15 protein-coding genes are annotated in these 13,898 nt (G+C 64.1%); 10 read left to right on the top strand and 5 right to left on the bottom strand.

The genetic code is table 11. The features are described from left to right. Window positions 1–9: 9 nt before the first annotated feature. The 4 genes from rpoD (at window position 10) to JNJ68_RS05390 (ending at window position 3,531) form a co-directional block, all read left to right on the top strand. On the top strand, window positions 10–2,004 hold the full coding sequence (gene rpoD / locus JNJ68_RS05405) for an RNA polymerase sigma factor RpoD (RefSeq protein WP_294979928.1): 1,995 nt from the start codon (window positions 10–12) through the stop codon (window positions 2,002–2,004). Then, window positions 2,004–2,516, top strand: coding sequence for a group I intron-associated PD-(D/E)XK endonuclease (locus JNJ68_RS05400; RefSeq protein ID WP_294979927.1), 513 nt, complete (start codon window positions 2,004–2,006; stop codon window positions 2,514–2,516). The genes rpoD and JNJ68_RS05400 overlap by 1 nt, the downstream gene beginning before the upstream one ends. Window positions 2,517–2,657: 141 nt before the next feature. After that, entirely contained in the window at window positions 2,658–2,960 is a 303-nt protein-coding gene (locus JNJ68_RS05395) for an antibiotic biosynthesis monooxygenase (RefSeq protein WP_294979925.1), read from the top strand. A gap of 103 nt (window positions 2,961–3,063) precedes the next feature. Continuing rightward, window positions 3,064–3,531, top strand: a complete 468-nt coding sequence (locus tag JNJ68_RS05390; protein WP_294979923.1) for a hypothetical protein — start codon at window positions 3,064–3,066, stop codon at window positions 3,529–3,531. Here JNJ68_RS05390 and JNJ68_RS05385 read toward each other — a convergent pair. Further along, a complete protein-coding gene (locus tag JNJ68_RS05385) occupies window positions 3,528–4,400 on the bottom strand; it encodes a glycosyltransferase family 2 protein (protein WP_294979922.1) in 873 nt (290 codons plus the stop codon). The genes JNJ68_RS05390 and JNJ68_RS05385 overlap by 4 nt on opposite strands. A 50-nt stretch (window positions 4,401–4,450) precedes the next feature. Beyond that, the gene (gene yghX / locus JNJ68_RS05380) at window positions 4,451–5,350 is read right to left on the bottom strand and encodes a YghX family hydrolase (RefSeq protein WP_294979920.1); all 900 of its coding nucleotides are present in this window, start codon (window positions 5,348–5,350) and stop codon (window positions 4,451–4,453) included. Window positions 5,351–5,574: 224 nt separating this feature from the next. On the opposite strand from yghX, the gene nrdR reads away from it, so the two are divergent. Together nrdR and ribD are read left to right on the top strand one after the other, a co-directional pair. Continuing rightward, complete coding sequence (nrdR, locus tag JNJ68_RS05375; protein WP_128514091.1) at window positions 5,575–6,042, top strand: transcriptional regulator NrdR; 468 nt, start codon at window positions 5,575–5,577, stop codon at window positions 6,040–6,042. A 26-nt stretch (window positions 6,043–6,068) separates the two neighbouring features. After that, entirely contained in the window at window positions 6,069–7,136 is a 1,068-nt protein-coding gene (ribD, locus tag JNJ68_RS05370) for a bifunctional diaminohydroxyphosphoribosylaminopyrimidine deaminase/5-amino-6-(5-phosphoribosylamino)uracil reductase RibD (protein WP_294979917.1), read from the top strand. A gap of 39 nt (window positions 7,137–7,175) precedes the next feature. On the opposite strand, the gene JNJ68_RS05365 is transcribed toward ribD, so the two are convergent. Then, window positions 7,176–7,604 (bottom strand): VOC family protein, encoded by a 429-nt coding sequence (locus tag JNJ68_RS05365; protein ID WP_294979915.1) that lies wholly within the window; start codon window positions 7,602–7,604, stop codon window positions 7,176–7,178. 88 nt (window positions 7,605–7,692) lie between these two features. Here JNJ68_RS05365 and thyX point away from each other — a divergent pair, with 88 nt between their 5' ends. The 3 genes from thyX (at window position 7,693) to JNJ68_RS05350 (ending at window position 10,536) form a co-directional block, all read left to right on the top strand. Continuing rightward, the gene (gene thyX / locus JNJ68_RS05360) at window positions 7,693–8,598 is read left to right on the top strand and encodes an FAD-dependent thymidylate synthase (RefSeq protein WP_294979913.1); all 906 of its coding nucleotides are present in this window, start codon (window positions 7,693–7,695) and stop codon (window positions 8,596–8,598) included. Window positions 8,599–8,622: 24 nt separating this feature from the next. After that, window positions 8,623–9,411: a DUF3800 domain-containing protein gene (locus JNJ68_RS05355; protein ID WP_294979911.1), complete on the top strand. Its 789-nt coding sequence runs from the start codon at window positions 8,623–8,625 to the stop codon at window positions 9,409–9,411. Between the two features lie 798 nt (window positions 9,412–10,209). Then, on the top strand, window positions 10,210–10,536 hold the full coding sequence (locus tag JNJ68_RS05350; RefSeq protein ID WP_294980056.1) for an ArsC/Spx/MgsR family protein: 327 nt from the start codon (window positions 10,210–10,212) through the stop codon (window positions 10,534–10,536). Here JNJ68_RS05350 and JNJ68_RS05345 read toward each other — a convergent pair. After that, window positions 10,533–10,739, bottom strand: a complete 207-nt coding sequence (locus JNJ68_RS05345) for a cold-shock protein (RefSeq protein ID WP_128514143.1) — start codon at window positions 10,737–10,739, stop codon at window positions 10,533–10,535. The genes JNJ68_RS05350 and JNJ68_RS05345 overlap by 4 nt on opposite strands. Before the next feature lie 204 nt (window positions 10,740–10,943). Beyond that, a complete protein-coding gene (gene thrS / locus JNJ68_RS05340; protein WP_294979909.1) occupies window positions 10,944–12,887 on the bottom strand; it encodes a threonine--tRNA ligase in 1,944 nt (647 codons plus the stop codon). Window positions 12,888–13,049: 162 nt separating this feature from the next. Here thrS and JNJ68_RS05335 point away from each other — a divergent pair, with 162 nt between their 5' ends. Next, window positions 13,050–13,847, top strand: a complete 798-nt coding sequence (locus tag JNJ68_RS05335) for an alpha/beta hydrolase (RefSeq protein WP_294979907.1) — start codon at window positions 13,050–13,052, stop codon at window positions 13,845–13,847. Window positions 13,848–13,898: the final 51 nt, after the last annotated feature.

Genomic DNA, 13,898 nt, shown 5'->3' with positions numbered 1-13,898 from the left:
GGAGACCCCATGGCCCTCAAGGACACCGACGACGCCAAGCCGGAAACCGAAGACGCCGACGTTTCGCTCGACATGAGCCAGGCCGCGGTCAAGAAGATGATCGCCGACGCACGCGAACGCGGCTACATCACCTATGACCAGCTGAACACCGTCCTGCCGCCGGAACAGGTCTCGTCCGAGCAGATCGAGGACGTGATGTCGATGCTCTCCGAGATGGGCATCAACATCATCGAGGACGAAGAGGTCGAGGAAGGCGAAGCCCCGGTCGCGGGCGAGTTGGTGGAAACCTCCACCAGCCGCGAGATCGCGGTTGCGGGCGCCACCACCGAAACGCTCGACCGCACCGACGATCCCGTCCGGATGTACCTGCGCGAGATGGGCTCTGTCGAGCTTCTCAGCCGTGAGGGCGAGATCGCCATCGCCAAGCGGATCGAGGCCGGCCGCAACACGATGATCGCGGGGCTGTGTGAATCGCCCCTGACCTTCCAGGCCATCATCATCTGGCGCGACGAACTTCTGTCGGAAGAAATCCTCCTCCGCGACGTGATCGACCTTGAAGCCACCTTCGGCCGCAGCCTGGACGGCGAGGAAGGCGAGCTTGACGGCCCCGCGCTGGACGAGGTCGGCGTCGGCGGCGAGGCCCCGCGCCGCACCAGCGCCGAGCCGGAGCTGGACGCCGACGGCAACCCGATCATGGCCGAGATGGACGAGGACGAGGATGACGAAGCCTCGAACATGTCGCTCGCCGCGATGGAAGCCGCGCTGAAGCCGCGCGTCCTCGAAACGCTCGACCTCATCGCGCGCGACTACGACAAGCTCGCCGACATGCAGGAAAGCCGGATGAACGCGACCCTGTCGTCGTCCCAGCGCTTCTCCACCGCCGACGAGGCCGCCTACCAGAAGCTGCGCTCGGAAATCGTGCTTCTGGTCAACGAGTTGCACCTGAACAACTCCCGCATCGAGGCGCTGATCGACCAGCTCTACGGCATCAACAAGCGGATCATGTCAATCAACTCCGGCATGGTGAAGCTGGCCGACGCCGCCCGGATCAACCGGCAGGAGTTCATCCACGAATACCAGGGCTACGAGCTTGACCCGACCTGGCTCGACCGCATGGCGCAGAAGGCCGGTCGCGGCTGGCAGGCGCTGATCGAACGGAGCCGCGACAAGGTGGAGGAACTGCGCGCCGAAATGGCCCAGGTCGGCCAGTATGTCGGCGTCGACATCAGCGAATTCCGCCGGATCGTGAACCAGGTCCAGAAGGGCGAGAAAGAGGCGCGGCAGGCCAAGAAGGAAATGGTCGAGGCCAACCTGCGCCTGGTGATCTCCATCGCCAAGAAATACACCAACCGCGGCCTGCAATTCCTGGACCTCATTCAGGAGGGCAACATCGGGTTGATGAAGGCCGTCGACAAATTCGAATACCGCCGGGGCTACAAGTTCTCCACCTACGCGACCTGGTGGATTCGTCAGGCGATCACCCGCTCCATCGCCGACCAGGCGCGGACGATCCGCATCCCGGTCCACATGATCGAGACGATCAACAAGCTGGTCCGCACCGGCCGCCAGATGCTGCACGAGATCGGCCGCGAACCGACGCCCGAGGAACTGGCCGAGAAACTCCAGATGCCGCTGGAGAAGGTCCGCAAGGTGATGAAGATCGCCAAGGAACCGATCTCGCTGGAAACCCCCATCGGCGACGAGGAGGATTCGCAACTCGGCGATTTCATCGAGGACAAGAACGCGATCCTGCCGCTGGACAGCGCGATCCAGGAGAACCTGAAGGAAACGACGACCCGCGTGCTGGCCTCGCTGACCCCGCGCGAGGAGCGGGTGCTGCGGATGCGCTTCGGGATCGGGATGAACACCGATCACACGCTGGAAGAGGTGGGGCAACAGTTCAGCGTCACGCGGGAGCGCATCCGCCAGATCGAGGCGAAGGCGCTGCGGAAGCTGAAGCATCCGAGCAGGAGCAGGAAGCTGCGGAGCTTCCTGGATCAGTGATGACCGTTAATAGACATGCTACAGGCCAAACTGGAGAAGCTCTCGTTGCCGCAGAGTTGGCACGAGCGGGTTTCATAGTTGCGTTGCCGACTGGTAACGCAGAGCACATTGATATTCTTGCATATCGGGCCGGTGAAAATCGAGCTGTTCAGGTGAAGTGTGTTTCGAAGGGATCTTTTCAGTTTTCATCCAATAAGTTTGTAGATGTTGCTCTTACAGGAGAAATAGGCAACGAGTTTCAAGAAGTTCTCGGAGCAAGGAAGGGCATAGATGAAAATATCGACTTGGTGATTGTATTCCTTGGCCAAGGCCCGGGATCAGATCGATTTTACTGCATAAAGCTTGGCGATTTCGCCAAGTTTGCTGCAAATTCTCATGCCGCCTATATTAACAAGCACCAAGGCCAGAGACCTGGCAAGAATAAAGCAAGCATGCATGGAGCGTTCACCGAGCAGCAACTAATAGATTCTCGGATTTTTTGCGACATAAATAAAGCGTTCTATCGCCACTAGCTTCGGCCACGAAGCAAGCGTAGGGTGGGTGCCAACCCACCACCTCGCGCATGGTCGGTTGGCACCCACCCTACACCAGACCCCCGACTCACCCCATCCATGCTACTCTGCGCCCACTCAAACCCTGGGGAGGGGCCCGCCATGACCGCGATGAACGTTGTGCACATGCGAGTGAAGCCGGGTATGGAAGAGGAATTCGTCCGCCTGCACAAGGACTTCGACATGAAGTCCATGCCGGGCGGCCGCAACTTCTGGCTGGTTAAATCCGGCGAGCGCAGCTTCATCGTGGTCGGCGAATGGGCCGACCAGGCGGCGCTCGTCGCCGCAAGGCCCGCGATGATCGCCAGTCTCGACAAGCTGCGCCCCATCCTGGAAGACCTCGGCGGCGGGCGCGGCGTGACCGAGCCCTGGTCGGGCGACGTTGCGCTGCATCTCGCCCAGTAGCGCGACCGACACTCCAGCCACAAGGCCGGACGCCCCGTCCGGATGCCTGACCTTGTGCCCAACGGCCCCCCGTTTCAAACTCCGCCGAAACCGGAGACCGAACATGCGCGCCGCCCTTCTCCTTGCCCTCCTCGCCACCCCGGCAAGCGCGACTTGCCAGGGCGACGAGGCCTTCTCCTGCCGGATCGGCAAGAAGACCCTCGAGGTCTGCTATTGGAAAGGCGCGCTGATCTACAGCTACGGGCGCGAGGGCAAACCCGAACTGACCATCGCCGAACCGCTGGAGACGGTGGCCTACACCCCCTGGCCCGGCATCGGCCGCGCGATCTGGGACACGGTCGCCTTCCAGAACGACGGCACCACCTACGAAGTCTGGACCTCCTTCGACAAGATGGACGAAAACGCAATCCTCGAAGGCGGGGTCAACGTGATGCAGGGTGACAAGACGCTCGCCACCCTCACCTGCGACAAGGGCAGCGTCATCCACAGCCTTGATCCGATCCTCGACCTCAAGGCCCGGATCGGCCAGTGCTGGGCCCCCGACACCCAAAGCTGGGGCAACTGCAACTAGCCCCTCTCGACAAAGGGCCAGACCGGATAGTCCACGCCCGCCGCCCGCAGGATGTCCAGCAGCCGCAACGCCTCGGCCCGCATCGGGCCCGACCTCTCGGCCAGCCAGGAGTTCTGCACGCCCCCCGCATCGAAATCGGCGAAGCGCGCCGCCAGCTTCGCGCGCTTCCGTGCCGGGAATTGCGAATTCGCATGGCCCCGCGCGCGCTTCTCGGCGAATTCCTCCAGCGACTTCACCGCGTAATGGTGCAGCGCCGCGACCGCGACATCCGGCGCGACTGTCGCTGTCAGCCCGTCGAATTCCGCCACCCGACCCGAGGGCGTGACATAGCGCCCTTCCCGCACCGCGACCCGGTGGATGCCGGTACCGGCCAGCCGTTCCCGACGGCCCAAAGCCTTGACCGTCCGGCTTTCGCGGGCCTCGGGGGGCAAGGCATCGGTGAACCGCTCCACCACCGGCAGCGCGCGCCAGACCTCTTGCCCGCCGCTTCCGAAGACGACCCAGTTGACCGCAACCGCCGCGACTTCCGCCCTGAACCGCGCGAGGAAGTCGCCGATCCCAGCGTCCCCGTGCAGAACCAGAAACTCGTCGGCATCGAAGAAGGCCAGCCAGTCGGCCTCGGAATGCTTGCGCGCATGTTCATAGGCCAGCCGCTGCGGCCGCGCGCCCACCGCATGCGGCCAGTCCAGATGCACCAGCTCGCCCGCCTCGTCCAGCGCCCGCAGCACCTCCGAGGTGCCATCGCTGCTCTCGTTGTCGTAGATCAGAAGATCGTGAAACCCCAGCGCCTTGTAATGCGCCAGCCATTCGACGATCCCCCGGATCTCGTTCCGGACGATGCCGCACAGCGCAATGCGTTCCCCTGCCATGGCGACCTTCTAGCGGCTTGGGCCAAACCCGATCAAGCCACCGCCTTGGGTCAGACGAGATTGGCCTTGAAGAAGTCCAGCGTCCGCCCCCAGGCCAGCTCTGCCGCCGCCGCGTCATATCGCGGCGTGGTGTCGTTGTGGAAGCCATGGTTCACGCCGGGATAGATGAAGGCCTCATAGCTCACCCCCGCAGCCTTCAGCGCGGCCTCGTATTCCGGCCTGCCTGCGTTGATCCGCTCGTCCAGCTCGGCATAATGGATCAGTAGCGGGCATTTGATCTTCGGCACATCCGCCGCCGCCGGTTGCCGGCCATAGAACGGCACCGCTCCGGACAGCTCCGGATAGGCCACCGCGCAGGCGTTCGCCACACCCCCGCCATAGCAGAACCCCGTCACCCCGACCTTGCCCGTCGATGCCTCATGCGCCAGAAGCCACTCCACCCCGGCGAAGAAATCGTTCATCAGCTTTGTCGGATCGACCGAGGATTGCAGCTCCCGCCCCTTCTCGTCATCGCCGGGATAGCCGCCGACCGAGGTCAGCCCATCGGGCGCCAGCGCAAGGAATCCGGCCTGCCCCAGCCGCCGCGCCACATCTTCAATGTAGGGATTCAATCCCCGGTTCTCATGCACCACCAGCACCGCCGGAAGCTTGCCCTCGGCCCCCGCCGGGCGCACGAGATAGCCGTTCACCGTGCCATGCCCGTTCGGCGAGGGGTAAGTCACCCGTTCCGCCACGATCCCGGGATCATCCGCCGCCACCTGCTCTGCCAGCGCGTAGTTGGGCGACAGCATGTTCAGCAGCATCACCGCCGTGACGCCTCCCACCGCCCATTTCCCGGCCCGGTCCAGAAACTCGCGCTTGGAAATCTTCCCATGCGCATAGAAATCATACAGTTCCAGCAACTCCTGATCGAAGTCCTTCGCCGTCATCCGTTCCATCGGTCGGTTCATCGGTGCCTCCTGTAGGTCGTGGAAAGCGCAAGGCTAACCCGGAAGGCGCGCGGGTCCTGCACACGAAGGCGTGAGTCCCCGCCGCCACAGTCGGCCCCCCATATCCGGTGGGCCGATTATTGCACTTCCCGAAATCATCGGCCTGCCCCTATAGTCAGTGGCAAGGAACCGGGGGAACACCCGGCCTTGAGGCAGGAAGACCAACAACAGCAAGGAGGGGCCCGATGCGCTGCCCATTCTGCGGCAACATCGACACGCAGGTGAAGGATTCACGGCCGGCCGAGGATCACGTCTCGATCCGCCGCCGCCGCTTCTGCCCGGCCTGCGGTGGCCGCTTCACCACCTACGAACGTGTCCAGCTGCGCGATCTCGTCGTCATCAAATCCTCCGGCAAGCGCGAGGATTTCGACCGCTCCAAGCTGGAACGCTCGATCCGCATCGCGATGCAGAAGCGCCCGATCGACCCCGAACGCATCGACCAGATGATCAGCGGCATCGTCCGGCGGCTGGAATCCTTGGGCGACACCGACATCTCCTCCAAGGTCATCGGCGAGATCGTGATGGAAAGCCTGGCCCGGATCGACACCGTCGCCTATGTCCGCTTCGCCTCCGTCTACAAGAACTTCCAGACGGCGGACGATTTCGACGGCTTCGTCAGCGAGCTTCGGCCCGGAGCCGCCGGGGAAGAGTGACCCCCCGGCCGGAAGACGCCCTCCACATGGCCCATGCCCTGCGCCTCGCCGCGCGGGGCCTTGGCAATACCTGGCCTAACCCCGCCGTCGGCTGCGTCATCGTGAAGGACGGGTTGATCGCCGGCCGCGGCTGGACCCAACCCGGCGGCCGCCCCCACGCCGAGGTCCGCGCCCTGGAACAGGCCGGTGACGCCGCGCGCGGTGCCACCGCCTATGTCACCCTGGAACCCTGCGCCCACCACGGCCACACGCCCCCCTGCGCCGAAGCCCTGATCGCCGCCAAACTCGCCCGCGTGGTGACTGCCCTCACCGACCCCGACCCCCGCGTCTCCGGCAAGGGCCACGCCATGCTGCGGGCGGCGGGCATCGCCGCGACGGAAGGCGTCCTGACCCTAGAAGCCACCCGCCTCAACGCGGGCTTCCTGAAGCGGGTCACGCAAGGCCTGCCCTTCGTCACCCTGAAACTGGCGGCCTCCCTCGACGGCCGCACCGCCACCCAGACGGGCGAAAGCCGCTGGATCACCGGCCCCGAGGCCCGCCGCAAGGTCCACGCCCTCCGCCTCAACCACGACGCCGTCATGGTCGGCTCCGGCACCGCGCTGGCCGATGACCCCGACCTCACCGTCCGCGACATGGGCGCCCCCCGCCAGCCCGTCCGCATCCTCCTCGACCGGATGCTGAAACACTCCCCCGCCAGCCGCCTTGGCCACACCGCCAGGGACAACCCGGTCTGGCTGCTCCACGGCCCCACCGCACCCGATCCCGCCCGCAAAGCGTGGGAGACCACCGGCGCCACCCTCATCGAAATCCCGGAAACGCAAGGCCACCTCGACCTCACCGCCGCCCTCCAGACCCTCGCCGCAAAGGGCCTCACCCGCATCCTCAGCGAAGGCGGCAGCACAGTCGCGGCGGCGCTGGTGAAGGCCCGCCTCGTCGACGACCTCGCGCTTTTCTCCGGCGGCCTCCTCCTCGGCGCCGAAGGCCACCCCGCCCTCGGCCCCCTCGCCCTCACCGCCCTCGCCGACGCCCCCCGCCCCAGACTACGGGAAAGCCAGACCCTCGGCCCCGACAGCTACAGCCTCTGGTCGCTCTGACCTTTCATACTGGCCCAAATATCCCCGCCGGAGGCGCCTTCACCAATGCCCGGTCGAGGCCATGCTCGCCCAGGGCTCCGCCGGCGCCTTCGCCGCCCCCCGCTGCAACAGCTCCACCGACACGTTGTCGGGCGAGCGCACGAAGGCCATCCGCCCGTCCCGCGGCGGCCGGTTGATCAGCACCCCGTGCTTGGCCAGATGCGCGCAGGTCGCGTAGATGTCGTCCACCTCATAGGCCAGATGCCCGAAATGCCGGCTGTCCGAGGGCAATCCGTTGTCCCCATCCCAGTTGTAGGTCAGCTCCACCGGGCAATCCTCCTGCCCCGGCGGCGCCATGAACACCAGCGTGAACCGCCCCTGCTCGCTCTCGCTGCGCCGCGTCTCCTTCAGGCCCAGAAGCCGGTAGAAGGCCATCGACTTCTCCAGATCCTTCACGCGCACCATGGTGTGCAGATACTTGATCGCCATTCCATCCTCCATTCGCTCATCTAGCGGTATCACACCGATCAACCGCAAGCTATAGTCAGCCCCGACTCGTAACCGCAAGAGGCCCGCCATGCCCCTCACCCCCGAACAGACCGCCGAGATCGAGGCCGCACGGGCCAATCCCCGCCCCACCCTCCGCGCTGTCTCCGAGGGGATGGAGGCGCATCTCTACCGCGCCCACCCCGTCCTTGACCATGGTTTCATCCGCGTTATCGACTACATGGGCGACGACTCTGCCATCGTCCAGGCCGCCCGCGTCTCCTACGGCGCCGGGACCAAGCACGTCCAGAACGACGAAGGCCTGATCCGCTACCTCATGCGCCACTGGCACTCCACCCCGTTCGAGATGTGCGAGATCAAGCTGCACGTCAAACTCCCCGTCTTCGTCGCCCGCCAGTGGATCCGCCACCGCACCGCCAACGTCAACGAATACTCCGCCCGCTACTCGATCCTCGACCGTGAGTTCTACATCCCCGAACCCGCCCAGCTTGCCGCCCAATCCACCGTCAACAACCAGGGCCGGGGTGAGGTCCTGACCGGCGAGGAATCCGCCCGCGTCCTTGCGATGCTCAAATCCGACGCCGCCCAGATGTACGACCATTACGAGGCGATGCTCTCCCAGGACGGCCAGCAGGGCCTCGCCCGCGAACTGGCGCGGATGAACCTGCCGATGAACATCTACACGCAATGGTACTGGAAGACCGACCTGCACAACCTCTTCCACTTCCTCCGCCTCCGCGCCGACCCCCACGCCCAATACGAAATCCGCGTCTACGCCGAGGCGATTGCGGCCTGCGTGCGCGACTGGGTCCCCTTGGCGTTCGGCGCGTTCGAGGACTACCGGATGGGGGGAGTGACGCTGTCGTCAAAGGCGATTGCGGTGCTGAAACGGCGCTTGGCCGGGGAGGCGGTGACGCAAGAGGCCTCCGGGATGAGCAAGGGCGAGTGGCGAGAGTTTGTGGAGGTTTGGGGGTAGAGGCGGTTTCAATTGCCATTTCGCGTGTTCATTGATGAAAGTGGCGAAGCGGGGATTTCGAAAGTCCGGACTGACAGTAGTCGTGGTGCATCGCCCTACTTTGTCCTTGGTGCAGCTGTGTTTCAGCCGGCTAGCGAGATTCACGCTAGAACGGTGCTTGCCGAGGTCAAGAACACAATCACTAAGAAAAGCTGGCGGCACGCGACGGAATTAGATCATGCCGCGAAGGTTCTTCTCGCCAGAAGATGCTCGGAACTTCATGGGCGCTTCTTTGCTGTAGTGTCAAACAAGTCGACGCTTGGAGAATACAAAGACCTGATTGAGAGCGATCCTCAGAAATTCTATAATAAATGCCTAAAGTATCTCCTTGAGTTGATCTGTTCTTACCTTCAGAGGGTTAGGGTTCAGCCAGACCAGTTATCTGTTATTTTAGAACATAGGAATCACGACTACGACGCGATGTATCGATACCTATCCACCGTGAAGGAAAATCCACTATATGAAGAGTCGAAATCGCTCTCCATCTTAAATGTCTTCGCGATCTCTCCAATCGAGAAGGGAAAAGAGGAACTCTTAGAATACGCTGACTTTGTAAGTCATGCCGTCTATCAATTAACAAACAAGTCAGCGGCAAATTACGGCATTCCAGAGCCGAGATATTCTCAAGAAATGTCCAAACGCTTTGCTGCGGATACTCAAGGCAAGATCCTTGGAAGTGGGATCAAATGTATTCACTCGCTGGACCAACTAGAATTGAATCGAGACATCGTCAGAATTCTTGAAGCAACCCGAGCCGATCCTCGCGCATTGTAGCGCTGCGCAGGTCGGGTTCACCCCGACTCCCGATGGCGGGGCACGCCCCGCCCTACCACACCGCCCCGCCCGCATCCCGGTGCCATGACGAATACGGCCACTCCCGCGGATGCCCGACCAACCCGTGCTTCACCGGATTGATCCAGCAATACCGCACATGCGCCGCGAAATCCTCATCCCCCCGGATGTGATGCTCCCAGAACCGCTTTTGCCAGATCGGCGCTTCGTCTCGTAGGTCGGGGCGTGCCCCGACTCTTTCTTCGGGGCGTGCCCCGACTCTTCCTTCATCCACCGCCTCGACACGCCGCACGCGTCCACCCCGAGCGCCGTATGGGTTCTCGCCTGTGGGAGTCGGGGCACGCCCCGACCTACGCAGCGCCATCGAGAACTGCCCTTTGATCTCTCTCCACCGCCCCGAATAATCCGCGTCCCCCTCCGGCAACGTCCATACGCAATGCATGTGGTCCGGCAACACCACCCATGCATCAATCGCGAACGGCCGCTTCGCGCGTGTCACCGCTACCGCTTGCCGCAACACATCGACATGCCGCACCAGCGTATCCGCCCCCCGGTCCACCAGATTGACCGTGAAGAACACGCAAGCACCGGGGACCCTGGGGCGGACGTAACTTGACATGGCGCCAGTCTGCCCGGGCACGGTTAATGCGGCGTTACCACGTGCCACCCAACCCCTTTCCGGCCCGCGCCGGATATGTTACCACCCGGTAAACGCCCACGCGCAAGCGCTTGAAGCCAATCGAAAATCCGAAAATGTCCACCGTGGACAGAAAGGCCCAGATGATCCTCTACGGCATCCCCACCTGCGACAGCTGCAAGAAGGCCATGAAGGCGCTGGAGCGGGCCGGCAAGGACGTCACCTTCCGCGACATCCGGGCGAACCCCCTCAGCCAGCCGGAGGTCGACCGCATCGTGCAGGAATTCGGCTCGAAGGCGGTGAACCAGCAGTCCACCACATACCGAAGCTTCAACGATTTCCTGAAGGCCTCCGACCCCGAGGCGCAGATCATGGCGCAGCCGACCGTCATGAAACGACCGGTCATCCAGGACGGGGATCGCTGGTATCTGGGATGGGACAGCGCGACCGAAGCCGCGCTGACCGCTTAGAGCAGGCGCAGGTCGCCGGCCGACTGCTTGCCGTCGCGGCCGGATTGCAGCTCGTAGCCGATCTTCTGGTTGTCGCTGAGCCCCTTCAGCCCGGCGCGCTCCACGGCCGAGATGTGCACGAACACGTCCTTGCCGCCATCATCCGGCGCGATGAAGCCGTAGCCCTTGGTCGAATTGAACCACTTCACGGTGCCCGTCGGCATTCCGCTTCTCCTCTCAGAACCCCCCGGGGCGTCATTGCCCCGAGCCGTGCCACCAGGTCTTCCAGGGCTTCGTTCGAGAGAGCCGGTCAGGAATTCTGTCGTCACTGCCGCGATGATGCCAAGGATTCGCCGAAAATCAAGCCGCAAGGCGAAACGACGCCCGGCAAGGCAACCACAGCGCATGTTTTCCGCGCAGGCGGCGGCTCAACCGGCGGGCGGCAAGGCCTCGAAACCGAAGCTCGCGACCGCCTGGTCCAGGCTGATCGTCTCGGTCCGGGTCTCGCCCAGGCGGCGGACGCTGACCGTCCGGCCCTCGACCTCCTGCATGCCCACGGCCAGGATCACCGGCACCTTGCCGACCGAATGCTCGCGAACCTTGTAGTTGATCTTCTCGTTCCTGACATCCGCCTCGGCCCGCACCCCCGCCTTCCGCAGGGCCGCCACCACCTCCTGCACGAAGGGGTCGGCATCCGAGACGATGGAGGCCACCACCACCTGCCGCGGCGCCAGCCAGAACGGCAGCTTGCCCGCGTAGTTCTCCAGGAGGATGCCGATGAAGCGTTCGAATGACCCCAGCACGGCGCGGTGCAGCATGTAGGGCATGTGCTTCGCCCCGTCCTCGCCGACATATTCCGCGCCAAGGCGGGCGGGCAGTTGTGCATCGACCTGGAAAGTGCCGCACTGCCACTGCCGCCCGATCGCGTCGGTCAGCTTGAAATCGAGCTTCGGCCCGTAGAAAGCCCCGTCGCCGGGGTTGATCTCGAACGGCAGGCCCAGTGACTTGATCGCACCTTCCAAGGCGCCTTCCACCTTGTCCCACTGCTCGTCCGTGCCGATCCGCACCTCGGGCCGCGTGGACAGCTTGATGTCGAAACTGTCGAAGCCCAGGTCTTTGTAGACGCTGGACAAAAGCCGGATGAACCCGGCGCATTCGCTCTCGATCTGGTCTTCCGTGCAGAAGATATGCGCGTCGTCCTGCGTGAATCCACGCACCCGCATCAGCCCGTGCATCGAGCCCGACGACTCATACCGATGGCACGACCCGAACTCCGCCAGCCGCAAGGGCAGGTCGCGGTAGCTCTTGAGCCCCTGGTTGAACACCTGCACATGGCAGGGGCAATTCATCGGCTTCAACGCATTGATGCGCTTTTCCTTGGCACCCTCTTCGTCGACCTCGACGATGAACATGTTCTCGCGGTAGGCCTCCCAGTGGCCCGACTTCTCCCACAACACCCGGTCCACCACCTGCGGCGTCCGGATTTCCTTGTAGCCCGCCTGCCGCAGCCGTCCGCGCATATAGTCCTCAAGCTGGCGGTAGATCGTCCAGCCGTTCGGGTGCCAGAACACCATGCCCGGCGCTTCCTCCTGCAGGTGGAACAGCTCCATCTCGCGACCGAGCTTGCGGTGGTCGCGCTTGGCGGCCTCCTCCAGCATCACCAGATGCGCCTTCAGGTCGTCGCGGTTCCTGAACGCCACCCCGTAGATGCGCTGCAACATCGGACGGCTGGCATCGCCCAGCCAGTAGGCCCCCGCCACATGCGTCAGCTTGAACGCATCCGCCGGAACCTGCCCCGTATGCTGCAGATGCGGCCCCCGGCACAGGTCCTGCCAACCGCCATGCCAGTACATCCGGATGTCCTCGCCTTCCGGGATGCGGTCCAGAAGCTCCAGCTTGAACGGCTCCTGCCGCCCCCGGTAGTATTCCACCGCCCGCGCCCGCTCCCACAGCTCGGTCCGCACCGGGTCGCGCGCGTTGATGATCTGCTTCATCCGCGCCTCGATCTGACCAAGGTCCTCCGGCGTGAACGGCTCTTCCCGGTCGAAGTCGTAGAACCAGCCCTGGTCGCGCACCGGGCCGATCGTGACCTTAACCTCGGGCCAGATCTCCTGCACCGCGCGGGCCATGATATGCGCCAGATCATGCCGGATCAGCTCCAGCGCCGGAGCCTCGTCCTTCAGCGTGTTGAGTGAAATCGTCGCGTCCCCCGGGATCGGCCACTGCAAATCCCAGTGCTTGCCGTTCACCTGCGCCGAGATGGCCGCCTTGGCCAGCGACGGCGCGATGGAGGCCGCCACTTCGGCAGGCGTCACACCGACGTCGAACGCACGCTTGTTACCATCGGGAAATGTCAGGGAAATCTGGCTCATGGCCGGCTCCTCGTCAGTTTGGCGCCTACGAAACGCCCGGTTGCGGGTTATGTCGGCCGGTTTCTGCCAAGGCGCGGGGCCGAAGTCAAGCCATGCGCGGCCTTCCGCCCGCCAGTTGCGGCGGCCCTGACGAACACCACCGCGGCTTGCTATCTTCCTTCCATGACAACCTTCCTCACCACCCCGCAAGGCCGCCACATCGCCTATCACCAGACCCCCGGCAAGGGGCCCGGGGTGGTCTTTCTGGGCGGGTTCCGCTCAGACATGACGGGCTCCAAGGCGCTCGCCCTGCAATCCTGGGCCGAGGCGACGGGCCGCGCCTTCCTGCGCTTCGACTATTCGGGCCACGGTCAGTCGCATGGATCCTTCGTCGACGGTGCCATCACCGACTGGCGCGAGGATGCCGCCGCCGTCATCGACGTCTTGACCGAAGGCCCGCAAATCCTCGTCGGCTCCTCGATGGGCGGCTGGATTGCGCTGCTCCTCGCCCGCGAGCTGCCGCATCGCGTGGCGGGCTTCGTCGGCATCGCCGCCGCCCCCGACTTCACCGAACGCATGTGGGAGGCCGAGTTCACCCTCGCCGAACGCACCACGCTCTTGGAGGAGGGCGTGTTCCTGCGCCCCTCGGACTACTCCGATGATCCCTACCCGATCACGCTGCGCCTGATCGAGGACGGTCGGCAGAATCTGGTGATGCACGGGCCCCTGCCGCTGCACATGCCCGTCCGCCTGTTGCAAGGCAGCGCCGATACCGACGTGCCCGCCACCGTGGCGATCTCGCTCTTCCACCAGATCGCCAGCCCGGACCTGCGGCTGACCCTGGTCAAGGACGCCGACCACCGCTTCTCGACCCCGCCTTGTCTGGCGATGATCACCGAGGCCATCGACGACGTGACCCGCGCGCGGGAGGCGCTGCCGGTCGAGGATCACCCCGGCTTGCAGGTTTCGAACATCCGCTGATGTGACCTTTTCGCCGATCCGGCCAGGATCAATCAGAATTCCGGGTTTGAG

It is taken from the genome of Tabrizicola sp., from assembly GCF_016793705.1.
Lineage (GTDB): Bacteria > Pseudomonadota > Alphaproteobacteria > Rhodobacterales > Rhodobacteraceae > Tabrizicola.
This window is presented reverse-complemented; position numbering and strand designations above follow the sequence as displayed.